This window comes from Microbacterium sp. Z6_144 (assembly GCF_057197625.1).
Window position 1 is genome coordinate 2,422,689 of the sequence record NZ_JBXVPT010000001.1, and the last position, 24,248, is coordinate 2,446,936.

A 24,248-nucleotide genomic window follows, 5' to 3' on the forward strand; every position below is an offset into this window, starting at 1 on the left:
GCGTCCGTCCGGGACGCTGCGGTACCCTAGCCAGCGCGCGAACCCGACCCCTCCGCGCGATGAAAGGACTGTGATGACGCACGAGCCCACCGTGTCCGTCGTGGTCCCCAGCTTCCAGCAAGCGGCATACATCGACGAGACGATCGCCTCGGTGCTGGGTCAGAAGGGTGTCGAGTTCGAACTCATCGTCGCTGACCATTCCTCAAGCGATGGCACGTGGGAACGCCTTCAGTCCTACGCCGCCGACCCACGCGTACGCCTGATGCGGACGTCGCCCGGCGGCGGCGCCCCGCGCAATTGGAACGAGGGGACCGCCGCGACGCGCGCCCGTTTCGTGAAACTCCTTCCCGGCGACGACCTCCTCCTTCCCGGCTCCCTCGCGCGTCAGGCTGAGATCCTGGACGCGGATCCGGGCATCGTCCTGACGGCCGGGCGCAGAGACGTGGTCGACGCGCGGGGCAAGGCCGTCATGAGCGCGCGCGGCCTCGGCCCCCTCACCGCGCGCGTGCCCGGCGCTGAGGCGATCCGAGCCACGGTGCGTGCCGGCACGAACCTCTTCGGGGAGCCCGGCGCCGTGATGATGCGGCGCGACGCGTTGTTCGCGGCGGGCATGTGGGACGCCGCCACCGCATACGCGATCGACGTCTCCACCTACATCCGCGTCCTCGAACGCGGCGACTTCGCACCCGACCTCGCCACCGCATCCACGTTCCGGCTCAGCGGCGGTCAATGGAGCGTCGCGCTCGCCCGCGAGCAGGCCGCGCAGATGGCCGCGCTCCATGCCGGCGTGCGCGACCGGCTGCCCCGTGCCGTGAGCGATGCCGATGTGCGCCTGGGCAATCGCCGGGCCCGCCGGCTCGCCTACCAGCGCAGAATCGTCTACTCCCTCCTGAAAGGCCGGATGTCGTGACCGACAGCCCCATTCCCCCCGACTCCCGACGTCGAATCTCGTTCGTCTTCCCCATCTACAACGAGGAAGCGACCATCCCCACCCTCTACACGCGGATGCGAGCGGTCACCGACCCCCTGGAGGAGCGGTACGACGTCGACTTCATCTTCGTCGACGATGGCAGCAAGGACTCCTCCCTCCGCCTCCTGCTCGAGCTCCGCGCGCAGGACCGGCGGGTCTCCGTGCACTCCTTCGCGCGGAACTACGGGCACCAGACCGCTATCACCGCCGGTGTCGATGTGGCGGACGCCGACGCGGTGATCGTGATGGACTCCGATCTGCAGGACCCTCCAGAGGTAAGCGTCGACCTCATTCGTGCCTGGGAGGACGGCGCCGACGTCGTCTATGCGCAGCGCCGTTCGCGGCAGGACACCGCGTTCAAGCGCTTCACCGCACACGCGTTCTACTGGACGCTGTCGCGCCTGGCGGCGATCGACATCCCCCGCAACACGGGCGACTTCCGCCTCATGGACCGCAAGGTCGTCGACCAGCTACGGCGCTACCGCGAGCACGACCGGTTCGTCCGCGGGCTCGTCGCGTACATCGGCTTCACGCAGGTCGCGGTGCCCTTCGACCGAGACGCACGCTTCGCCGGCGAGAGCGGCTACCCGATCCGGAAGATGCTGAGGCTCGCGGGCGACGGCATCTTCGGATTCTCCACGCTCCCGCTGAGGTTCATCAGCCGCGCCGGCTCCATCCTCGCGGCTCTCTCCTTCATCTGGGTCGTCTACCTCGTGATCGCTCGTCTCGTCAGCCCGGAGACCCTCGTCGAAGGCTGGACATTCGTCGTCGCGGGGATGTTCCTCCTGGGCGGCATCCAGATGATGATGCTCGGGATCCTCGGCAGTTACATCGGCAGGATCTACATCGAAACGCAGAACCGTCCGCTCTACGCCTTCCGCGGGGAGTGGACGGGGAAGGAAGTGTCGGAGACAGGCCCGCGGCAACCGCGGCAACGGGTCGCACCGTCGGTCGCGGATCGTGCAGCCGTGGCCGACGACCGATGACCGGACGCGCGACGCCGTCGGGTCCCATCACCGCGACCTCCCGCCTTCTGCGCTTTCCCTTCCGGGTCGCTCGTCGCGTCGCCCGCGCCGTGGTCATCGAGATCAACAGCCGCCGGTGGGCTCGAGTCATCAACGCCGCCGACCTTGTGGCCGACGATTACGTCGCGGCTCAGGTCGGGCGTCGCATCTCGTCGCGGGCAGCGGTGCGACGCTACTCCCGGCGCGGCTACCAGACCGGCTTCAGGCTGAACCCCCTTTTCGTCGACGTCGCCGTCGGCGATCACCTGCCGGGCCTGTTCCAGGTGCCCGCGCTGTACGCCTACCTCACCCACGACCCGTCGGGCGTGCAGGTGAGTCCGCTATGGGATGCCGGCGCCTACCTCCGCCGCCACCCCGAGCGCGCCCAGGAACCCGGCGCCGCCGTCGGAGCCGCGTGGCGGCGACGGCGCACAGAGTCTCTTCCGTTCGGCCCGGACGCCCTCCCGGCTCCGGCGAACGGTGAGACGCTCGCCGCCGTGGTCGCCCACGCGGCGGAGGCCGCCGCGTGGGGAAGCGATGCGGACGCAGCATCCTCTTCTACCGCGGGTGGAACAGAGCTGCTCATGGCGATCGGGGAGCACGAACGCGACTTCGACGAGTCGCTCGCCGAGGCGGCGACCTTCGCCGCCTCGGGTCGCCCCGTCGCGATCGTGTTGACGGCGTCGGATCCCGAAGTCTGGGCGCAGGTCTCCCTCCTCACGCGATGCACGTCCGGGGTGCGGGCGATCTTGCGCCCCCGCGCGTCGACGGCTCAGGGCCTGGAGGAGCTACGCGCCTCGAGCCGGGCGGGCGTGCTCATCCTCCGGGGCACGAACACGGCCATGAGCGCGCAGGACATGGCTGCTCTCGCCGCGCACGCGGAACGCGGCCGGCTCGTCGCACCGCTGTGGCTCGCCGACGACGGGACCATCGCCGCCGTCGGCGCCGCTCGTGAAGGAAGGATCCTCGCGGGGCATCCATCGGAAGACGCCGCGGCGCTCGCGGAAGGGGGCGTCGTGGAGGTGCCGGCCCTCGCCGGCGTCGTGGTTGCGGCGCCGGCGACGCTGATGCCCCCCCTCCCCGACGACGAGGAGATCGCCGCCGCAGCGTCTCTCGCGGCCACCGCTCCGCTTGAGGTGCGCGTCGATCTGGTCGCACGCGCGCGCAGCGTCGTCGACGTGGGCAGCACCCCCCGTCCCGACCCGTCGGCACGCGATCTGCTTCAGCGGGCGGGTTGGGAGCCAGCCCAAGAGGGGACCGTCTCCGGGCTGAGGCGGGCGCCGCGATCGAGCGTCCTTCCCGACGGATCGCGAGTGCCGGCTCTCCGGTGGGCGATTCGCACCGCCGCGCCCGCCGGTCCTCGCGGCGAGTGGTGGGGAGACACGCACTTCGCGCGCGGGCTGGCCGACGCCCTCCGGCGTCTCGGCCAGGAGGTCGTGATCGATGCGTATCCCGCCCGACATCGCTCCACCTCGCACCTCGACGACGTGACGCTCGCGCTGCGCGGCCCCGAGCACCTCGAACCCGCCGAAACGGGAACTTCCATCGCGTGGATCATCAGTCATCCCGACGAGATCACCGCAGAGGCCCTCTCCGGCTTCGATGTGGTCTTCGCCGCATCGGCGCCCTGGGCGCGCGAGGCCGGCGCGCTGTTCGGGCGGGAGGTGCGGCCTCTCCTCCAGTGCACCGACCCAACCCGGTTCCGGCCGGTTGGCCTGCCTCGCGGTTCAGACGTCGTCTTCGTCGGCACGGCCCGTGGCATCCTTCGGCCCTCGGTGGTCGCACCGGTTCGCGCCGGCATCCCGGTGCGCGTCTACGGCCCCGATTGGCGCGCGTGGATCCCCGCGCGCTCGATCGCCGGAACCGGCATCCCGAACGCGGACTTGCCCGCGGTCTACGAGACGGCGGCTGCGGTCCTCAACGATCACTGGCCGGCGATGCGGGAACGCGGGTTCATCGCCAACCGTCCGTACGACGTCGTCGCGGCAGGCGGGCGGGTGATCAGCGACCATGTGGAAGGGATCGCGGAGCTCTTCGGCGGCGCCGTGCTCACCTACCGTCGTGAGGAGGAGCTCATCGCCCTGCTGCGTGGAGACCTCGACGCCCAGTTCCCGGACGACGACGAACTCCTGCGCATCTCGGTCGACGTACGCAGGAAGCACTCGTTCGACGCGCGCGCGCGAACACTCCTGGACGCGGTGCTGGACACGCGCTGAGGCGCTGCACTCGACGTCAGAAGATGCGCACGTCCGCAGCGACGGCACCGAGGGAGGTGCTCTCGCCGCGGACGGTGAACTCCGCGCCCTGCATGAGGGCGTGGGCGCTCGGTTCGCTGACGCCGTTGAGGTTGGCGTTGACGTAGTAGCTGCCGATATTGAGCTGCGGGCGGTCCACGGCGACCTCCACCGTGCGGGATCCGGTGAGCGGCGGGAGCTGGACTCCCAGGAGATCCGTGTTGGACGCCAGCGCCAGCTGACCGTTCGCCGTATCGATGCTGAAGCCGATCGCCCATCGCTGGAGGTCACGCTCCGCCCGCACCGTTATCCGCAGTCGGAAGGACTCGCCGCGGCGCATCTCCCCGACATTTCGCCCGTCGGAGTCGAGCACCTCGATGCGCTCGATCTCGGCCGCGCGGCTGATCTGCTCGGGCCGAGCTTGGCCGACCGCGTTCTCCTCAAGAAGCTCGCGGAACCGCTCGACGGCAACATCGGCAAGTCCGTCGTACGCCACACGTCCGCGGTGCATGAGTACTACCCGGTCGCAGAGCTCCTCGATCTGGTCGAGCGCGTGCGAAACGATGATGATCGTCCGGCCCTGTTTCTGGAACTCCTTGATCTTGTCCAGGCACTTCCGTTGGAACTGCTCGTCACCGACTGCCAGCACCTCGTCGACGAGCAGGATGTCGGGATCGGTGTGGACCGCGATCGCGAACGCGAGCCGCACGAACATCCCCGACGAGTAGAACTTCACCTGGGTGTCGATGAACTCACCGACGCCCGAGAATTCCACGATGTCATCGAAACTCGCCCGCGTCTGCGCGCGAGTGAGCCCGAGCACAGACGCATTCAGATAGACGTTCTCACGGCCGCTGAGGTCGGGGTGGAAGCCCGCCCCCAGCTCGATCAGCGCGGCAATCCGCCCCCGCTGCGCGACTGCTCCGCTCGAGGGTTGAATGATCCCCCCGATGACCTTGAGCAGAGTGCTCTTCCCCGAGCCGTTGTGCCCGATGAGGCCGACCGTCGTTCCCGCTCGGATCTTCAGGTCGACGTCGCTCAGCGCCCAGAAGTCCTGTCGGTGTCGCCTCCCGGCGCGGCCGAGCGTCACGACGCGCTCCTTCACCGACGAGTCCCTGCGAACCGTGAACCGCTTGGACACCCCGTCGAGGACGACCACCTCCGGTCGCTCGTGAGCGACGCCGACAGATCGATTGCTCACCCGTACTCACAATTCCTGGGCGAAGTTGCCCTGTAGACGCATGAAGACGCGATGACTGATGAACAGGAGAACCAGGCCGACGAGGAATGCCGCCAACATCCGGAGGGCCAGATGCTCGGGCGTGGGGAGCGTATCGCCCGCGACCCAGAACGCCTGCTGAAAGCCCAGGATGGCCAGCGTCAGCGGATTGTTCGTGTAGACCTCCAGCAGAAGCGGGTTCGCGATGATGTCCCGCGCCATCTGCCAGGAGTAGAGCACCGGTGAGAGCCAGATCAGGAGCATCGTCAGCACCTCGACCAGGTAGTGCACATCGCGAAGGTAGACGTTCACGGCCGAGAAGAAGAGGGCGAAAGCGACTCCGTAGACGAGGATCAGAAGCACGGCGGGCACGGCGTAGACAAGCCCGAAATGCACCGGTGGCTTCCCTGCGATCACCGTCGCGACGACGAGCACGACGAGTTGAATCCCGAAGTTGAAGACGGCGGAGCCGGTGCTGGCCAGCGGGAAGATCTCGCGCGGCAGGTACACCTTCTTCACTACGCCGCCGTTCGCCAGGACGGAGCCCGTGCCTCCGACGGCGATCTCCTGGAACAGCCCCATCGCCGTGAGGCCGGCGAAGACGAAGATGGCGAAGTCGGGGATGCCGCGCGCGGCACCCAGGAACTGGCCGAGCACGATGAAGTACACCGCGAGCTGGATGAGAGGACGGACCAGAGCCCACATGAACCCGAGCACCGAGTCCTTGTAGCGCGCTTTGATGTCGCGCCGGATCAGGAGATCGAGCGTCTGTCTGTGCGCGAAGAGGTCCGTGATCGACCGGCCCAGGGCCACGAGCCCCAGACCCGTCGAGCCGCCGATGTGCTGCATCGGCGCCGCTGCTAGCCGCGCGTAGCGCTCCTCTGCCGCGGCGGCGTGGTTTTCAGGCATGTCCTACAATCCTATCGCCGGGCGAGCCGGGACCCTGGGAACTCAATGACGACGCCGCCACGTCCGCGGGTGACGAAGCCGCCACAGAACTCCGCGAAGCGCCTCGGTGCGAGCGAACAGCGCATCCGCCCGTCCTTGGGCGCCCGGCCGGTGCAGACGTACCCACATGTTGACGAAGTCGCGGGCCGAGCCGTTGCCCATATCGCCGGCGCGCTTCAGGAAATCCACCTGATGCATCGTGTGGTCGGGCATGGTCCGAGACACCTGGTCAAGCGTGAAGTCGAGGATCGGATAGCTCTTGGCGAGGTACTCAGGCGTCGCGACCGTGCGGGTGTGGAAGCCGAGTTCACCGGCCGCATAGCTCGGCATCCGCTCGAGGACGTGCGCGAGGCCGCCGTCCCTGTAGGCCTCAGCTCCCCCGAACTCCTCGTAGGTCCACTCGTGCTCCACCAGGAGTCGCAGCGCCTCGGGGCGGGCGAAGAACATGGATCCGTACGGCGCGAGCGGGGAGATCTCGTCCATCGGCACGCGCACGCCGAGATCCTCCCGCATCTTCTCGAATCCCGGACGATTCGCCCACCAGCCGTGGCCCATCGTCGGGTACCCGATGTGAATGGTGGGCGGATACGCCAGTCCTAGTCCCGGCTCTCGCTGGAACATCGCGACGATATTGCCCGTCTGTGTGGTGCTGGCCAGCAGGTTGTCGAACTGTTGGCGACGGAAGTGACGACCGACGTTCGCCCCGTCCTGCGGGGTCTTCTTCGAGTGGATCTTGACGACCAACTCGTAGCCGCCGTCGAGGAGCACGTCGCGGCAGCCGATGAAGAACGCGGCCTGATCGCGTCCGTTATTGGAAGCGACAACGCGCACCTCGACCGACCCGCGCGGCTCGCGCCGCGCGAGCTCGGAGCGGATCTCATCCGCCCGACGCTCGTCCGGCGTTGTCACGAGCAGGTCGTACGCGCCTGGCAGGGTGTCCGTTCGGTCGAGCATCTCGCCCGTCATCTCCGGATAGTAGATGTGCGCGATCACGATCGTGCGCAGGGGGGATGCGCGGTCGTACGAGGAAACCGCTGGCGAGAGGACTTCGAGCATGGCCGCGTCCGCGTTGAGGACGCGCGGCTCCACGTTGCGGGCCAGATCCTGGTAAATCAGTTCTGTCGGATACCCGGTGCGCGCGGCGGCCTCCAGCGTCCAGCGTCCCACCACGGCCACGTGATCCATGAAGACGGGCCACTGGAAGAACGGCCTGCGCTTGAGTGTCGGGCACCCCGCCTCGATGAGCTGCTCGGCGTACAGGATCGACTGGTTCTCGTGCATGTCGGTGAGCGTGGGAAACGCCACCTCGCCGGAGAAACCGAGTCCGGTGAAATGCTCGGTGAAGACTCCCTCGTGCTTGGCCACCGCGTCGTTGTAGGAATTCATCTCCGGCAGATCCCGCCAATAGGCGAGCCACTCGGGGCTCAGGAACATGTCCCTTCGCGCGGCGACCCAGTACGACTGAAGGTGGTAGGCCAGGTAGCCCGTTTGCGTGAAGGGATTGGGCTCCACGCGCATGTGGTCGGTCATCCCCCAGAAATGCAGTGCCCGTCGGTTCATGCGCTCGAAGACCGGCTCGAAAGGGCGGATGGGCCCGAACCACGTGTCGTTGAGAAGGAGGACCTCATCGAACTCCGACATCCGGTCGGCCATGAGGTCAAGGCCCTCCTTGTACGCCCAGCTATCGAAGCCGCGATTCTCTCGCACGACCACTCGATCGGAGACGGCCTCGAGCCGCTCTCGTCCGGACGGGCTGAGCAGCCCGTTCACCATGACCAGGATGTGGGTGCAGTGCGCGCGCAACGCCGTCAGTGCGTAGGGGATGTACTCCTCGACATCGCCGCGCCGGTCGTACACGACGTAGATGAGTAGTCGCTTGCCGTCTTCGGGGAACGTCTGCGCGGCGCGCTCCGGGTAACCGATCAGTTCGGCCGTCTTCATCGGTTCGCCCCGCCTTCCTTCTGCCGCAGGAGCCCCACCAGCCGACGTACCGGCGCCGTAACGGCGTAGGCGCGGAAAGCGAGTCGATAGAGCGGGCCGAGTGCCCGCACTACTCCGGGATGGTGGAGGCGGAGGTACATCCGCATGAGGGCGACCGTTCCGCCGTACCCGGTGTATCCCGCGCGGTGAAGGAGCTGGATCTGCTGCACCGGCCACCCGTGCGTCGTGGAGAGCATCTGGTCGAGCTTGAAGTCGACGGCTGTGTGGCTGATCGACGTGTGCTCGGCGTTCATAACCGTCCGCGAGTGATATCCGCGCTCGCCGGCGGCGTAGGTGACGAGGCGCTCCTGCAGGCGGGCGAGACTGCGGTACTCCCGCTCATGAGGCTGGCCGTAGTCATCAAAGGTCCAGTCCACGTCGGTCAGAATGCGCAGTGCCGCAGGCCGCGCCACCCACATCCCACCGTAGGGGGCGAGGGGTGAGACTGCGTCCAAAGGCACGTGGATCCCGAGGCGCTTGACGAGGGCCTCCGCGGGCGCTCGGAGGTAGCTCCACCCGTTGCCCATGGTCGCGTAACCGATGTTGATCATCGGTGGGAAGACCAGTCCCAGCCCCGGCTCCCTCTGGAACAGACCAAGCAGGTTGCGCGCGTACCCGGGGCTGCTGAGTAGATTCTCCAGCTGATAACGGCGGAAGTAGCGGCGGCGATTGACCGTCTTCCACCAGGCGTGCCGCGAGTGCAGCTTCACCACGACGTCGTAGCGATCGGAGCGGAGCACGTCGCGGAACGCGACGAAGAAGTCGCTCATGTCACGCCCGAAGTTTCGCGGTGTCACGCGCACTTCGGATGTCCGATCGGTCCCGTCCACCCACGACTCCAATATGCGCTCCAAGCGCGCGCCAGAGGTGCCTTCCGTCGTGGTGACGTAGAGGTCGAACGGTGTCGGGAGATTGTTCAGGCGGGCGAGGATCTCGTCGGTGCCCTCGAGATCAGTGATGTGGACGATAGCGGCCAGGCGCAGAGGCGCGTCCGGGTCGTACGCGACCTCCTCCTCCGGCAGGACCTCGAGCATTCCCAGGTTGGTGTAGATGGTCTTCGGAGCGGTCGTGCGCGCGAGGTGGGCCCACAGCAGGTCGAGGGGATATCCGTACTCCCCCATCGTCTGCGCGATTTCCCTGCCCAGCACCCCGTTGCGATCGAGGAAGGAGGGGTAGCTGGTGAATACCGCGCCGTCGACGAACGGATAGCCCGCATCAAGTAGCTCCTCCGCCGCAAAGAGGGCCGCGTCGTCCGAGGTGAAATTGGCGACTGAGAACGCCTCCCCGCCCGCGAAGCGGCGAGCACGGAAGTGGGCGGCGAACTGCGCCTCCTGCGCCACCTGCTCCGACTCGGAGCGATCCTGATTCCAGTACTGCCGCCAGGCATCGCTCTGAAAGACCGACCGTCGGGCCGCCACCCACTGCCACGGCTGCGGGACCGCCGCGAAGTCCTGGTCCGGGAACGACTCGCGCGGACCGCGCGCGTTCTCCACCATGGTCCAGAAATCCGCGGGCGTCGCGTCCATGCGCTCGATCACGGGACGCAGCTCGCGCACCGGCCCGAACCAGGCGTCTCCGGTCAGCACGAGCTCGTCCACGTCGTCGAGCGGCGCCAGTCGGTCGAGCGCGAGCGCGTAATCGGACGGTGAAAACCGTTCCTCGGCGGTGGTCACCGTCTCGTCGGCGAGGGCCACGATGCTTTCCGCGTGCGGGCCCTTGAGCGGGCCGGGGTGCACGACCAGCAGTCGCACGGCGAAGGGACGGAGCGCCTGCAATGCGTGGACGACGTGGCGGTCGGGCGCCTGCTGCCCGCGCCCGATCGCATAGACGATCCAACGGCGGAGCGGCGAATCGTGCTCGGACTCCTGCTGCTGATCGCGTTCCACTCTCGTCCGTCCTCTCGCGCTGTCTCTTATGAAGGCGGCGCACGAACCACCGATTTTACCCTGCGAGGATCGTTGCACCGACAGCCGTCCGGGCACCCGGGCGCGCGATGGCAAATTCCACGACTCACATCTCCAATTCGAGGCGCGCGGGAGGAAAGGTTAGCCTTGTGGGGTCGGTGAGGCGGAGGAGCGGTAAATATGCGCGGAATCATCCTGGCGGGCGGTTCGGGGACGCGGTTGCATCCGATCACTTTGGGCGTATCAAAGCAGTTGGTGCCGGTGTACGACAAGCCGATGGTGTACTACCCGCTGTCGACGCTGATGCTGGCCGGGATCGACGAGATTCTTGTGATCACCACGCCGCACGACGCGGCGGCTTTCGAACGTCTCCTCGGCGATGGGTCGCAGTTCGGGATCAGCCTGTCGTTCCGGACACAGCCGAGCCCGGACGGCTTGGCGCAGGCCTTTACGATCGGCGCGGATTTCATCGGCGAGGACAGGGTGGCCCTGGTCCTCGGCGACAACCTCCTGTACGGGCCGGGACTCGGGGAGCAGCTGCAGCGGTATGCGGATGTGGACGGCGGCGCAGTGTTCGCGTACTGGGTGGCGGAGCCGTCCGCGTACGGGGTGGTGGAGTTCGGTGCGGATGGTCGGGCGGTGTCGTTGGCGGAGAAGCCGGCGGAGCCGAAGAGCAATTTCGCGGTGCCGGGGCTGTATTTCTACGACAACGATGTGGTGGACATCGCCCGGAATCTGCAGCCGTCGCCGCGCGGGGAGCTGGAGATCACGGATGTGAATCTCGAGTATCTGAGGCGCGGCAAGCTGCAGGTCGAGGTGCTGCCGCGCGGCACAGCCTGGCTGGACACAGGCACGTTCGACCAGATGATGGATGCTGGGGAGTATGTCCGCACGATGGAGCGACGCACAGGCATGCGGATCGGTGCCCCCGAGGAGGTCGCGTGGCGGATGGGCTATCTGTCGGATGAGCAGTTCGAAGAACGCGCCCAGAAGCTGGTGAAGTCCGGGTACGGGACGTACCTTCTGAACGTGTTGAAGCGAGGAAAGTAAGCCATGGGTCGTCGCCTGCTTGTCACCGGCGGTGCCGGATTCATCGGGTCCAACTTCGTCCGCCACGTCATCGCGCACACCGATGACCATGTGACGGTGCTGGACAAGCTCACTTACGCAGGCAACCGGGAATCCCTCGCCACGCTCCCCGAGGACCGTGTCGATCTCGTCGTCGGAGACATCGCCGACGTCGCCCTGGTCGACTCGCTGTTCCCGGGCGTGGACGCGGTCGTGCATTTTGCGGCGGAGTCCCATAATGACAACTCCCTGAATGATCCGCGTCCGTTCTTGGACACCAACATCGTCGGCACGTACACGCTGCTGGAAGCGGCCCGGAAGCACGGGACGCGGTTTCATCACATCTCCACGGATGAGGTGTACGGGGATCTGGAGTTGGACGACCCGGCCCGGTTCACCGAGAACACCCCGTACAACCCGTCCTCTCCGTACAGCAGCACCAAGGCTGGCAGCGACCTGTTGGTGCGGGCATGGGTGCGCTCGTTCGGCGTGCAGGCCACCATTTCGAACTGTTCGAACAACTACGGTCCCTACCAGCATGTGGAGAAGTTCATTCCGCGTCAGATCACGAATGTGATCCGCGGGATCCGCCCCAAGCTGTACGGGGCGGGTGAGAACGTGCGGGACTGGATCCACGCCGATGACCACTCCAGTGCGGTGCTGACGATCTTGGACAAGGGCGTGATCGGGGAGACGTATCTGATCGGCGCCGACGGGGAACGCAGCAACAAGGACGTCGTCGAGCTCATCCTGACCACCATGGGTTTACCGGCCGACGCGTACGATCACGTCACCGATCGCGCCGGTCACGACCTGCGGTACGCGATCGACTCCAGCAGGCTCCGCACCGAGCTGGGCTGGGCACCGCGGTACCAGGACTTCGAAGCCGGGCTCGCCGCGACGATCGATTGGTACCGCGACAACGAGGCCTGGTGGGCCGGCGCGAAGGACGGCGTGGAAGCGTTCTACGCCAGCAAGGGGCAGTGACTGCGATGGGCGTCGAGTTCGGCAAGGAGCTGTCGGTCACCACCACCCCCATTCCGGGGGTTCTGGTACTGGATCTGCCGGTGCACGGGGATGCACGGGGATGGTTCAAAGAGAACTGGCAGCGGGAGAAGATGACTGCCGCCGGCATCGGCCTGCCGGACTTCGGGCCGGTGCAGAACAACATCTCCTTCAACGACGCGATCGGAACCACCCGCGGCATCCATGCCGAACCATGGGACAAGTACGTTTCCGTCGCGACCGGCCGCATCTTCGGCGCCTGGGTCGACCTGCGGGAAGGCGAGACCTTCGGTGCGGTGTACACCACCGAACTGGACCCGTCGAAGGCGATCTTCGTGCCCCGCGGTGTGGGCAACAGCTACCAGACCCTCGAAGAGAACACGGCTTACACCTACCTGGTCAACGACCACTGGTCACCCACGGCGTCCTACACGTTCCTCAACCTCGCCGACGAGACCGCCGCGATCCAGTGGCCCATCCCGCTCGATCAGGTCGAGATCAGCGAGAAGGACAAGAACCACCCCCGCCTGGCAGACGTCGTCCCCATGCCGCCGCAGCGAATCCTGATCACCGGCGCCAACGGTCAACTCGGCAGGGCCCTGCGCGACGAATTCGGCGACCACGACGGGATCGACTACGCCACCCGTTCCGAGCTGGACCTGACCGACCCGAACCTGCTGACGGCCCGGCGCTGGCGCGACTACGGCACCATCATCAACGCCGCCGCCTACACCGCCGTCGACAAAGCCGAAACGCCCGAGGGCCGCGCCGACGCCTGGGCTGCGAACGTCACCGCCGTCGCCGCGCTCGCGAGGATCGCCACCGCAAACGGAATCACCCTCGTCCACATTTCCAGCGACTACGTCTTCGATGGCACGGAACCCGGCGAATACGCGGAAACCGACCCGATCTCGCCCCTCGGCGTCTACGGACAGACCAAAGCCGCCGGCGACGCGATCGTGTCGGTCGTCCCCCGCCACTACATCATCCGCACGAGCTGGGTCATCGGCGAAGGCAGCAACTTCGTCCGCACCATGGCGACGCTTGCCGAACGCGGGATCAACCCCACCGTCGTCAACGACCAAACCGGGCGCCTCACCTTCACCCCCACCATCGCCCAGGCCATCCGCCACCTCCTCGACACGGCAGCACCATACGGCGTCTACAACGTCACGAACACCGGCGAGACCGCCACCTGGTACGAAATCGCGCGCGACGTCTACCGCCTCACCGGCCACGACCCCGACCGCGTCACGCCGGTCACCACCGAGCAGTACTACGCGAACGCCCACGGCCCCGTCGCACCTCGACCCGCCAACAGCGCGCTGCGCTTGACGACTATCGTCGAGCGAGGATTCGCAGCCCCTGATCAACGAGACTCGCTGGCCGCCTACATCGCGGATTGAGCGCGGACTCCCCTATCGGATAGTCCCCCCCTGGAACGCCTGCGAGCAGCCGGCCGCCGTGCACACCGCATCGGCGACGGGATAGCCGTAGCTTCCATGCTCGTAGCCGGCTGCCGCCCACCGCTGGAGAATGACCCCCTGGGTGGCGTGCGCCCCGGTGGCGGACGTCCAGTGCACGAGGCCTCCTTGGAAGTCCTGGTAACAGCCTCCCGCCCGCAGCCCGCACTTCTGCTCGCTTAGCGGGTACCCGAGCGACGACCTCTCGCTTCCCAGTTGCTGCCACTTCCGCAGGATGTCACCTCGTGTGGCGTGCGCACCGGAGCCGGGGCTGAAGTGGATCTGTCCGCCCTGGAAGTCCTGGTAGCAACCGCCGTTCGCCAGTACGCACTGCAGACCGCCGGCCGGGTACCCCAGCGGCGACTTCTCGCTGCCGAGCGACAGCCACAGGTTGAGTGTCGCGCCGGACGTCGCGTGTGCCCCGGTTGCGGGCGAGTAATGGATTTGCCCGTTCTGGAATTCCTGGTAGCAGCCACCGTCGGCCAACACGCAACTCGTAGACGAGCGGGGATACCCGAGTGGTCCCGACTCGGCGCCGGACTCGACCCACTTCTGCAAGATGGGTCCGTACACCCATTGCGCGCCCGTCGAAGGCAGCCAATAGATCCTGCCGCCCTGAAAGTCCTGACGGCATCCGCCCTGAGCCAATCCGCAGCGGTCATCAGCAGTGGGATATCCCAGCGGACCGCGTTCCCAGTCGGTTCGCGCCCACGCTTGGAGGGTGTCGCCAGCTGTCGCGCGCACACCGGTCTGTGCGGTCCAGTGAACGAGGCCGCCTTGGAAGTGCTGGAAGCAGCCGCCATCCTTGAGCCCGCAGTTCTGATCGCTGGTCGGGTAGCGCAGGATGGACCTCTCTGCGCCTCGCCCCTGCCAGTAGGTCAGAGCGGGGTCACGTGTGGCATGAGCACCGCTCGCAGGCGAATAGTGCACCTGACCGCCCTGGAACAATTGGTAGCAGCCGTTGTCGACCAGGACGCACCGCTCGCGCTCCAGCGGATAGCCCAAAGGTCCGCGCTCGCTCGACAGCGACTGCCATTCCGCAAGCACCGCACCCAGAGTGCGCTGCGCTCCGCTCGCCGCGCTCCAATGCATCTGACCGTTCTGGAACTCCTGGTAGCAGCCGTTATTGACCAGGACGCACAGTTCCTCGGTCCGGGGATACCCGAGAGGGCCCGTCTCGCTCCCCTCGCTGCGCCAGGCGCTCGAGATGGGACCAAAGGTGGCTACGGCCCCGGTTGATGCGGTCCAATGAATCTCGCCGTTCGCGAAGCCCTGCCAGCAACCGCCTTGCGCGAGCCCGCAGGAGACAACGCCTCTTGCGGCGCCGAGGCGCCCGCTCGCGCCCCCGTAGCGCTCGTAGGCCGCGCCGATGGCGGCCACTCCGCTCCCGCCTCGAGTCGACCCGAACCAGTCGGTGAAGATGCGCCAGAAGTTGCGATTGCCGTAGGCGGAACAGCGGTCGCCCTCGCCGTACATGTTGTTCAGTGCCGCAGCATTGGGCACGTAGGGGGTGTAGATGTACAGCCCGGCCGTCGCCTGGTTCTCGATGAAGACCCGCTGCGTCCCACAGTTTCGGTCGGCATAGGGCGAGTACAGGATGTTGTTCCAACGTCCCGCCTGATAGCCCCACCAGGTGGGGTTCAGACGGTAGATCTCGTACTGGCGCGCAGCGTAGTAGACCTGGTAGAAAAAGCCCGCCGTCGCCGTGTCACACGGAGCGGTGTCCGGACAGCCCTGACCCGTTGCCTTGGCAAAACGCGTGGCGTCCGGGGAGGTGTGGGTGACGAGCGACTGCTCTTTCTCCAGGAGGACGAGGAGCACCTTCTGGCTGATGCCGCACGACCGGGCCACGTTGTCGATGATCTGGGCCGCGGATTCTCCGGCGCGCCCGGTGTACCCGGCGCAGTACTGGTCCGCCGGTCTGTTGTCGGTGTTCTGCCGGTAGTCCTTCAGACAGGTGAACCCTGCTGCACAATTTCGCACGCGCTGATTGAGGAAGCTCTGAACGGCCCCCGCATCCATGGCGTTGGAGTCGTAGAAGACAGCATCGTCGATGATGTTGCCCGGATTCCAGTCCGCTGCGTTGGCCGCCTGGGCCTGCGGAGCCGGGGCCACCGTGGCGGGAAGCGCGACGAGGAGAGCGACGACGGAGAAGCATGCGGCGAGAACGCCCGCGAGGCTGCGCATGCGGCGGCGGCGAGGACTCATCCGGCGGACTCCACCGTCGACGCGGCGGACTTCGCCCGCGTCGAATCCGAGTTGTACGAGACCTCGAACCGGATGGGGTCCGTCCCGGAGGGGATCGGCACCGCCATCACGCCGCAATACGTCACGTCGTTCCCGGCGTTTCCGCTCACGGAGCTGGTCTCGGTCAGCCCGGCCACTTCCAGAGCGCACGTCCCCCCGGCCTCGCTCACACCGGGGATCATGGCGGTCACCTCGAGTCGGCCCTCGATGACCTCGGACGTCACGATGAGCACGTCGCCGTTGTACGGCGTCACGACGGTCGCCGACTCCGTCGGCGTCGGGTCGGGTGAGGCCACGGGTTCCGTGGGTGCAGCGGTCGGCGTGGATTCACTGGGGGTGATGGACGGCGAGGGCTGACCCGCCCCCATGGGCGTGGCGCACGCGGCGAGCGACAATGCACCGACCAGGAGCACTCCCGCCGACCATATCCGTACAGCTCGACGTCCTCGACCGGACAGCAGACTCTCGCGCGCGCTCATCACGCCGTCATTCTCATGGTCTTCTCGTCAACCGGCCGTATCCCACGCCGGTGCGTCGCCGCGCCGTTATGGCCGGGGAGCGCCCAGGCGCCGCCGCAGCCGCCGGAGGCGTGACCACACCGGCTGGTGCGAGTCGATGTCGGCGCGGAGCTCCGCGCGCTGCCTTTCGAAGCCGTCTCGGATCTCGCGTCGCAAGTCCTCACGGATCCGGCGTTCGATGTCGGCGAGGTACAGCGGCAGTCCCGCCCCGTTGGTCGCGACCCACGCGCGCAGTTCGCGATCGCGAACGGCGAGGTCGTCGCGGTCGTGGAGATGACCGAGGGCGAACATGCTGTTGCCGTCCACGCCCCCGACTCCCGGCCTCTGAGTCCAGAAGGCGAGCGGCTCCCCGCCGATGAAGCCGAGGCGGGCGACGGCGAGCACGCGGAGATAGAACTCCCAGTCCTCGACCGCGTCGATCGTCTCGTCGTAGTAGCCGACGGTGTCGTGGATGCTGCGGCGATAGAGGAGCGAGATCGGCACGGCCCGATTGACTTCGAGGAGATCGATGAACCGCAGCTCTGTGAGGTCGGCCCAGAACGGCACGCGGAACGTCTCGACCCACCGATTGCCGCGGCGTTCCTCGTAGACGATCGCCGTCGCCACCCCCACGCCGGCGTCCGAGGGATGCTCATCGAGGAATGCCACCGTGCGCTCCAGGAAGGCCGGATGCCAGAAATCGTCGTCGTCGTGCACGACGACGAACTCGGTGTCGAGGGCTTCTATGCCGGTATTGGCTGCGACGCACCGGCCACCGGGCTCACGCGAGTCGAGGACCGTCACGCGATCGGCGACGACGGATTCTCCGACGACGGCCTGCACGGCGGCTCCATCGCCGCCGTCATTGACGACCACGACCCGCCAGTCTGCGAAGGTCTGCGCCGCCAGGTCGGCGAGGGCGCGCGCCAAGAACTCCGGTCGATCGACGGTGCGGACGACGATTCCAACGCGCGCGGGCATGATGCTCAGCCTATGAGAACGTCAGAGCTCGGCGTGCAGTTGCCACACGCGGTCTCCGTGCTCACGCCACGAGAACGACTTCGCGCGATCCTGCGCCAGAATGCGCAATCGACCATCGTCCAGACCCGCCGCAGCCGCGTCGGCGAATCGGCCGTCGATCGCATACGAAGCCGCGTCCGCGAGCACCTCGCGGTGCACGGGCGAGTCGGCCGCCACCACGGGGGTCCCCACGGTGATCGCCTCGACGACGCGCCACGGCCAATCCGCCCGCTCCGAGGGTGCGATGAAGAGGGCGGCGCTGCCGAGCACGGAGGCGCGGTCGAACGGTTCGAGCGCGGCCGGGACGCGAACGCGTGACTCCGAAAGGCCGGCAGCGGCGGCCCGCTCCCGCACCGCCGCTTCCTGACCCTCCGGGCAGTCGAGAACGACGACCTCCCCGTCCCAGCCCGCCTCCACGACGGCGCGAAACCCGAACGCGAGTCCGTCCGACTCGGCCGCGCCCCCGGCCATCGCAACGAACCGCGGCGGCAACTCGAGCGAGCGCAGCCGGCCTGCGACATCCGTGTGCACGCGGAATCCGTCGGGCGCCGCTCCCGCGATGACGCGGATGCGGCCGCTGAACCGCCCGAGTTCCAAGAGCCGGTCGGCCTGGGCGTGGGTGGGAACGACCACCGCATCCGCGTGCTTCTCGGCACGCTTCAGCATCGCGCGGTGCCAGGCGGCCTCACCGCGCCCCAGCGTCTCGGGCGCCTCCCACGCGCGGAGGTCCCATACCGTCGCGACGATCTGATGCGTCTCGTGCACCCGATCGTGCCGCACCAGGGGCGCGAACAGGGTGGGCGAGTGGATCATGCCCTTTCCCACGCCTGGTGCGATGCCGATCTGCCAGGATGCGGCGAGCTCGCGCCGCGCCAGACCCAGCGTGGAGACGTCGACCAGGCCGTCGAGACGGTCCACCTCGCCGCCACGGGGCACGATACCGGCGACGTCCGCCCCCCGTGGCGCCGTACCGATGAGCGCTCTCGCGAGTTCGCGGGACGCTTCGGCGAGATCGCGCGACGTGGGTGAGACGAGCTGGTCGAGGATGACCCGCAGCGTGGCGGTCACCCGCCCGCCTCCGGAGAAGGGGTCGGCGGGTGCAGCGTGGTCCGGACGAGCTCCTGGATGTATGCGTAGTCGGGATCGAACTCGTCGATACCGCCCTCGGGCGTCAGCTCGATCGTGCTCACGGGCTGCTCCTTGGCCTTCATCGCCAGGTCGACGAGCGCCGGCAGCAACGGCTGCGGAAGGTCGGTCTGCACGATCGCGGTACCGGCGGCGGCGACGTCCTGGAACCGCGTGAGCACGTTCTGCGGACTCGCCTGCGCGAGGATCGCCTCCTGGAGCTGACGCTGGCGCTTCATGCGGTCGAAGTCGCTCGTCGTGTAGCGCGAGCGGGCGTACCACTGGGCGGTGTCGCCGTCCATGTGCTGCGGACCGGCCTCGATCCATCCGATCGCCCAATCCTCGGCCGGCTGGCCGGAGTACGCGGGGCCGCCGCCCTTGGGCAGGCGCTGCTCGACGGTGATGTCGACCCCGCCGAGGGCGTCGACGAGAGCAGCGAAGCCATGCATGTCGATGAAGACGTAGTACGAGATCTCGATGCCGAGGATTCCTTCGGCGGCATCCTTCGTGGCCTCGACCCCAGGGGCGGAGCCGTTGGCCTCCGCATCCGGGTACAGCTGACTGCCGTCCTGGCAGACCTCCACCTCAGTGCGGAGCTGATTGACACCGCTCCCCCAGCCGCAGGTGCTATCGGCGTGCCCTTCATGCCCGTTCGGGTATTTGTCCTGCATGGGCCCGGCGGAGAAGGGGAAGTGCGGCATGTCCCGCGGGATGCCGGTGATCGTGACGGCGCCGCTGGCGGCGTTGACCGACACCACGGAGATGCTGTCGAACCGCATGGAGTCGCGGCCCTCGCCGCTGTCGGCACCGAGAAGGAGGATGTTGTAGTACCCGTCGGACGGCGGGACCACCGGCGCCGACTGACCGAAGATCGCGCCGAGCGTGTCGCGCGCGGTCCCCGCGGCCTGAGCTCCCCACACGCCGCCGATGCTGGCGCCGACGAGGAGGAGGACGGAGAGCGCGGCGATGCCGAAGCGGGCGGCACCGCCGGTGCGCACCAGCCGGACGAGCCGCAGCGTGTCGACGGTGAGCACGATCCACAGGACGACGTACCCCAGCAGGAGGATCTGCACGAGCGTCAGCGGCACCCAGCGGAACCAGGCGAACCACTCCGGGATCCACGCGCCCGACACGGCGGAGACGAGCGCGGTCGGCGAGAGGAGCGCGAACAGCCCGGTGAGGATGAGGCCCCCCCACAGGGCGAGCGTCGCGCCGAGTCCGAACCGGCCGAGCCGGCGGCTCCCCGCGAGCACCTGGGCCGCCCCGGGGAGCAGGAAGTTCAAGAGCACGAGCCACCAGCCGCGCCGCGTCATGACCTGGCGCGACCCCGCGTCGGGGTGGCGCAGCGGCCTGCTCTCCACGACCGCTCGCGCGCCAGGGCGCACGCGGTCGGCTGCGGCGACACTCACAGGGAGTCCTTCAGCCGGCGGTTCTTCTCCTCGACCTGCGCTTCGAGGTCGCGCGCGTACGCCTCGAGACGGTCGGCCAGCGCGTCGTCCCCTGCGGCGAGGATGCGCGCGGCGAGGATCCCGGCGTTCTTCGCGCCGTTGATCGACACGGTGGCCACCGGGATTCCCGCGGGCATCTGCACGATGCTCAGGAGCGAATCGAGCCCGTCGAGCGTCGCCAGTTGCACCGGCACGCCGATGACCGGGAGCGCCGTGACCGAGGCCAGCATCCCGGGGAGATGCGCGGCACCGCCGGCCCCGGCGATGATGGCCTTGAGCCCGCGCGCCCGGGCCTCCCGCCCGTAGCGCATCAGCTTGTCGGGGGTGCGGTGCGCCGAGACGACCTCGACCTCGTGCGCGACGCCCAGTTCGGTGAGGATCTGGGATGCGTCGCTCATCACGCGCCAGTCGGAATCGGAACCCATGACGACGCCGACCACAGGCGTCTCGGAGGAATGCAGCGGCCGGGTCACCCGACCAGGCTAGGGCGGTTGTCTGCGAGATCGCCGCAACGGCGCGGCCTCAGTCGAGGAAGAACGCTGCTGCCGCCCGCGCCTGGTAGACGACGTCGTCGAGGTCGAAGCCGGCGACGTTGACATGACCCACCTTGCGGCCCGGCCGGGGGGCCTTGCCGTACGTGTGGATCTTGGCGTTCGGATGCTCCGCCATGGCTGCGGCGAACCGCGTGTCCAGTCCGTCCTCGGCCGGGCCGCCGAGGATGTTCACCATGACCGACCACGGCGCCACGGCGTCCGTGGCGCCCAGCGGAAGGTCGAGGATGGCCCGCAGATGCTGCTCGAACTGGCTGGTGACGGCGCCGTCCTGCGTCCAGTGACCGCTGTTGTGCGGCCGCATCGCGAGTTCGTTCACGAGGATGCGCTGATCCGTGGTCTCGAACAGCTCCACGGCGAGCATCCCGGTCACCCCGAGCCCTTCCGCGATCGCGACGCCGAGGTCGGCAGCGGCCCGCGCGAGCCGGCCGTCCCCCCGGGGTGCGGGGGCGACGACCTCGGCACACACGCCGCCGCGCTGAACGGTCTCGACAACGGGATAGACGGCCATTTCGCCCGACGGGCGGCGTGCGACCTGCTGGGCGAGTTCGCGGGAGAAGTCCACGAGTTCCTCGACCAGCAGTTCGCCCCCTCGGGCATCCTCGGCGAGCACGGCGAACCAGTCCTGCGCCTCGTGCGCGGCCGACAGGACGCGCACGCCCTTGCCGTCGTAGCCGCCCCGCGGGGTCTTCACGACGGCGCGACCGCCGTGGTCGTCGAGGAACTCCTGAAGCTGCGTCTCGTCCGCCACCGCCGCCCAGTCGGGTTGCGGCGCCCCGAGTTCCGCCATGCGCCGGCGCATGACGATCTTGTCCTGCGCGACGCCCAGCGCCGCCGGCCCCGGATGCACCGGCACTCCGGCGTCGACGAGGGCGGCGAGGACGTCCTGGGGAACGTGTTCGTGGTCGAAGGTGATCACGTCGACGTCACGCGCGAAGGCGAGCACCGTCTCGGCGTCGTGATAGTCGCCCGTCGCGGTGGCGGCGAGGGATGCCGACATCCCCGGCTCTTCGGCGAGGACGCGGACGTCCAGTCCCAGCTCGACCGCCGGCGCGATCATCATCCTGGCCAGCTGTCCGCCGCCGATGATCCCCACTCGCATCGTCATGGTTCCCCTTCCGTCGCTCCCATCATCCCGCAGCCCGGGCCGCGGTGACCTCAGGCGGACGGCGTCGGGAAGGTGGTGGGCTGCGAGTCGCGGTGCGCGAGGATCTGGTTGACCTCGACCTGGTCGACGAGCACCTCGTGCACGAGCTCGGCGTTGGGAACGTTCCGCAGCCGCAGCGGAGCGTCCATGCCGTTGGACAGGATGAGGGTGCCCGCGCCCCACAGCCGTTGCAGCGGACCACGGCGCACCTGGATCGTGTATCCGCGCATGTGCGGCAGCTCGCTGCGGCGGGTGCCGAACAGCCCCGCGCGCTCGATCACGCGACGCGTCGTGATCGTGTAGGTGTGCGACCACCACACCGCCCACGGCAGCACCACGAGGAGAAGGACGACGACCGCGGCAGCGGTCAGCAGCATCCAGTTCTCGAAGGGAGCCGGGAGGTTGCCGTAGAAGTAGCCGGTCGCGCCTGCCACGGCGATGAGCACGAGCGACGACCAGAACAACCGCCGCGCGTGCGGGCGGAACCGCGCGACGCGCATTTCGGGCGTGGGCGCTCCCGGAGCGGGCGTGCGGGGCCGCCCTCCATAGGTCGTCGGAGAGGTCACCCTCCTATTGTCACCGGCTGCGCCGACATCGCGGCGCTCCCACGCGGTCAGCGCACGTGCACGACGTCGCCGCGGCTGGGACGCGAGCGGGCCGGCTCGCCACACCTCATCCGCAGTACTCGTACGGGATCTCCGACGAGGTGACGCCAATGCTTCGCACCATGTTGTCCCGGGTCTCGAAGTACATGCGACCCACCTGGAGGTACTCACCGTTGCGTTGGACCGGGACGGCGGCGGGATAAGCCGCCAGCACCTCTTCTGCAGTGGAACCCAGGCCGATCCCCTCGGCAGTCCGCGGCCCCATGGAGATGTCCCACGTGGTGACGTCCCAGCGAGACCACTGGACATCGGCCAGCGCACCCGTGGGGTCCTGACTCCACCGCGCCATCCACAGTGTGCTGGTCTCGTTGGTGAATGCATGGCCGCAGGCGTTCACTGCATCGGGGATGAGAGCCACCGCAGCCGGGAAGGGCATCCCAACGCGCAACGGGCCCATGCCGTCTTCGCTGACGATCCACTCGGTGGGATCCCACGCGGCCGGCTCCTCGCCGGAGGCGGAGGTCGGGGTAGGCAGGGGAGACTGCGGGTCTGTCGGTGTCGGCGTCGGACGCGGAGACACCGAGGGAGATGCTGTCATGGTCGCCGGTCCCGACCCAGTCTGCGCACCCGCGACGAAGACCGATCCCACCAGGACCACCGCGAGCACGGCGACGACGACACCCCAGACGACCGCCGTGCGTTTCCGGCGGCTTCGCTCGAGACTCTTCACGCCGCGCTGCATGACCGACGGAAGTGTTGCGCGCTCCTGAGCCGCAAGCTCATCTCTCCCGGTCACGGCTCCATTCCCTTTGTCGGCGCCGTGGGCCGACGCCGTCACCTGTTCGCTGATGCCCTGCTTCGGTTTCGCTCACACGTCATAATGTCCCAGGCTGCTGTTCGGTCGGGCGCTCCCACGCGGTCAGCGCACGTGCACGACGTCGCCGGCTGACACCGGCACCTCGTCGACGCCCGTGACGATCACGAGGCGGCCGTCCGCGTCGATGCGCTGCGCCCGGCCGGCGACGGTCGTGCCATCGGGGAGGGCGACGGTCACGTCCCGCCCGAGCGTCGTGCACAGCGCCTCGACCTCACCGAGCACCCCGGATGCCGCGGCATCGCCGTGCGCGGCGAGCAGCGCCTGCAGCTGCTCGTCCAGCGCCCGCAGGTAATCGGCGAGGAGACGGTCGTCGTCGCATTCCAGCCCGAGGGCGGCGAAGGAGATGGCGGTGGAGACGGGCAGGTCCGTCCGCGTCATGGTGGTGTTCACGCCCGCGCCGACCACGACGGCGTCGGAGTCCGAGGGCATGACCTCGGCCAGGATTCCGGAGATCTTCCCCCCGTCCACGAGGACGTCGTTCGGCCACTTCAGCCGGGCCGAGTTGCCCGTGGCGATGAGCTGCGCGGCCACGGCGCGGGTCATCGCGGCGCCGGCGGCCAGCGGTATCCACCCGCGCGCGTGCATGGGGAGCCCGGGGACGCGGACGAGCACGGAGACGGCGAGCGCGGTGTCGGCCGGCGCCGTCCAGGTGCGGTCGAGCCGCCCACGGCCGGCGCGCTGGTCGGTGGTGACGAGCGCCGACAGGTGCGGCCAGCCGGCCGGGTCCTCCGCGGCGGCGGCCAGCACGTCGGCGTTGGTGGAGTCGGTCGTCTCGACGACCTGGAGGCGCGGACTGACCTGCGCGGCGCGCGGGTAGCCCTTCTCGGGGATCGGCATGGCCCCACCCTAGGCCGCCCGCCGGCCAGGCGTCGGGTCCTTGACACCCTCCCGGGCCCCGGTGTGAGGCAGCCGAGTCGACAGGCGAACGCGCGATGC

General features: G+C 68.3%; 20 protein-coding genes. 6 read left to right on the forward strand and 14 right to left on the reverse strand.

All coding sequences use genetic code 11. The features are described from left to right. Positions 1-73 precede the first annotated feature (73 nt). The 3 genes from AC2DGY_RS11790 to AC2DGY_RS11800 are packed head-to-tail and all read left to right on the forward strand — an operon-like array spanning position 74 to position 4,190. Positions 74-910, forward strand: a complete 837-nt coding sequence (locus AC2DGY_RS11790) for a glycosyltransferase (protein ID WP_484509877.1) — start codon at positions 74-76, stop codon at positions 908-910. Then, complete coding sequence (locus tag AC2DGY_RS11795; RefSeq protein ID WP_484509878.1) at positions 907-1,956, forward strand: glycosyltransferase family 2 protein; 1,050 nt, start codon at positions 907-909, stop codon at positions 1,954-1,956. The genes AC2DGY_RS11790 and AC2DGY_RS11795 overlap by 4 nt, the downstream gene beginning before the upstream one ends. Continuing rightward, positions 1,953-4,190, forward strand: coding sequence for a glycosyltransferase family protein (locus AC2DGY_RS11800; RefSeq protein ID WP_484509879.1), 2,238 nt, complete (start codon positions 1,953-1,955; stop codon positions 4,188-4,190). The genes AC2DGY_RS11795 and AC2DGY_RS11800 overlap by 4 nt, the downstream gene beginning before the upstream one ends. 16 nt (positions 4,191-4,206) lie before the next feature. On the opposite strand, the gene AC2DGY_RS11805 is transcribed toward AC2DGY_RS11800, so the two are convergent. From AC2DGY_RS11805 to AC2DGY_RS11820, 4 genes are read right to left on the reverse strand one after another with little or no spacing between them, the layout of a single operon-like run. After that, positions 4,207-5,409: an ABC transporter ATP-binding protein gene (locus tag AC2DGY_RS11805; RefSeq protein WP_484509880.1), complete on the reverse strand. Its 1,203-nt coding sequence runs from the start codon at positions 5,407-5,409 to the stop codon at positions 4,207-4,209. A gap of 6 nt (positions 5,410-5,415) precedes the next feature. After that, entirely contained in the window at positions 5,416-6,336 is a 921-nt protein-coding gene (locus AC2DGY_RS11810) for an ABC transporter permease (RefSeq protein ID WP_484509881.1), read from the reverse strand. A 42-nt stretch (positions 6,337-6,378) separates the two neighbouring features. Beyond that, on the reverse strand, positions 6,379-8,316 hold the full coding sequence (locus AC2DGY_RS11815; RefSeq protein WP_484509882.1) for a rhamnan synthesis F family protein: 1,938 nt from the start codon (positions 8,314-8,316) through the stop codon (positions 6,379-6,381). After that, positions 8,313-10,241: a rhamnan synthesis F family protein gene (locus AC2DGY_RS11820; protein WP_484509883.1), complete on the reverse strand. Its 1,929-nt coding sequence runs from the start codon at positions 10,239-10,241 to the stop codon at positions 8,313-8,315. Before AC2DGY_RS11820 ends, AC2DGY_RS11815 begins: the two co-directional genes overlap by 4 nt. Positions 10,242-10,439: 198 nt before the next feature. Here AC2DGY_RS11820 and rfbA point away from each other — a divergent pair, with 198 nt between their 5' ends. Genes rfbA through rfbD form a run of 3 tightly spaced genes read left to right on the forward strand, consistent with a single transcriptional unit; the run spans position 10,440 to position 13,738 of the window. Beyond that, positions 10,440-11,309, forward strand: coding sequence for a glucose-1-phosphate thymidylyltransferase RfbA (rfbA, locus tag AC2DGY_RS11825; protein WP_484509884.1), 870 nt, complete (start codon positions 10,440-10,442; stop codon positions 11,307-11,309). 3 nt (positions 11,310-11,312) lie between these two features. Then, positions 11,313-12,314, forward strand: a complete 1,002-nt coding sequence (gene rfbB, locus AC2DGY_RS11830) for a dTDP-glucose 4,6-dehydratase (protein WP_484509885.1) — start codon at positions 11,313-11,315, stop codon at positions 12,312-12,314. 5 nt (positions 12,315-12,319) lie between these two features. Continuing rightward, entirely contained in the window at positions 12,320-13,738 is a 1,419-nt protein-coding gene (rfbD, locus tag AC2DGY_RS11835) for a dTDP-4-dehydrorhamnose reductase (protein WP_484510014.1), read from the forward strand. Between the two features lie 12 nt (positions 13,739-13,750). Here rfbD and AC2DGY_RS11840 read toward each other — a convergent pair whose 3' ends face one another. From AC2DGY_RS11840 to AC2DGY_RS11885, 10 genes are all read right to left on the reverse strand, one after another. Continuing rightward, positions 13,751-15,982, reverse strand: coding sequence for a hypothetical protein (locus AC2DGY_RS11840; RefSeq protein WP_484509886.1), 2,232 nt, complete (start codon positions 15,980-15,982; stop codon positions 13,751-13,753). A 17-nt stretch (positions 15,983-15,999) separates the two neighbouring features. After that, a complete protein-coding gene (locus AC2DGY_RS11845; protein ID WP_484509887.1) occupies positions 16,000-16,455 on the reverse strand; it encodes a hypothetical protein in 456 nt (151 codons plus the stop codon). A gap of 132 nt (positions 16,456-16,587) precedes the next feature. Beyond that, the gene (locus AC2DGY_RS11850) at positions 16,588-17,520 is read right to left on the reverse strand and encodes a glycosyltransferase family 2 protein (protein ID WP_484509888.1); all 933 of its coding nucleotides are present in this window, start codon (positions 17,518-17,520) and stop codon (positions 16,588-16,590) included. Between the two features lie 21 nt (positions 17,521-17,541). Beyond that, positions 17,542-18,627: a glycosyltransferase gene (locus AC2DGY_RS11855; RefSeq protein WP_484509889.1), complete on the reverse strand. Its 1,086-nt coding sequence runs from the start codon at positions 18,625-18,627 to the stop codon at positions 17,542-17,544. Further along, positions 18,624-20,093, reverse strand: a complete 1,470-nt coding sequence (locus AC2DGY_RS11860; protein WP_484509890.1) for an LCP family protein — start codon at positions 20,091-20,093, stop codon at positions 18,624-18,626. Before AC2DGY_RS11860 ends, AC2DGY_RS11855 begins: the two co-directional genes overlap by 4 nt. Next, positions 20,090-20,557 (reverse strand): 5-(carboxyamino)imidazole ribonucleotide mutase, encoded by a 468-nt coding sequence (purE, locus tag AC2DGY_RS11865; protein WP_484510015.1) that lies wholly within the window; start codon positions 20,555-20,557, stop codon positions 20,090-20,092. Before purE ends, AC2DGY_RS11860 begins: the two co-directional genes overlap by 4 nt. A 97-nt stretch (positions 20,558-20,654) precedes the next feature. Next, complete coding sequence (locus tag AC2DGY_RS11870) at positions 20,655-21,791, reverse strand: 5-(carboxyamino)imidazole ribonucleotide synthase (RefSeq protein WP_484509891.1); 1,137 nt, start codon at positions 21,789-21,791, stop codon at positions 20,655-20,657. 50 nt (positions 21,792-21,841) lie between these two features. Next, positions 21,842-22,396 carry a PH domain-containing protein gene (locus AC2DGY_RS11875; RefSeq protein ID WP_484509892.1) on the reverse strand — a complete coding sequence of 185 codons (555 nt, stop codon included), beginning with the start codon at positions 22,394-22,396 and terminating at the stop codon, positions 21,842-21,844. A 106-nt stretch (positions 22,397-22,502) separates the two neighbouring features. After that, positions 22,503-23,231: a hypothetical protein gene (locus AC2DGY_RS11880; protein ID WP_484509893.1), complete on the reverse strand. Its 729-nt coding sequence runs from the start codon at positions 23,229-23,231 to the stop codon at positions 22,503-22,505. 123 nt (positions 23,232-23,354) lie between these two features. Continuing rightward, positions 23,355-24,149 carry a biotin--[acetyl-CoA-carboxylase] ligase gene (locus AC2DGY_RS11885; protein WP_484509894.1) on the reverse strand — a complete coding sequence of 265 codons (795 nt, stop codon included), beginning with the start codon at positions 24,147-24,149 and terminating at the stop codon, positions 23,355-23,357. Positions 24,150-24,248: the final 99 nt, after the last annotated feature.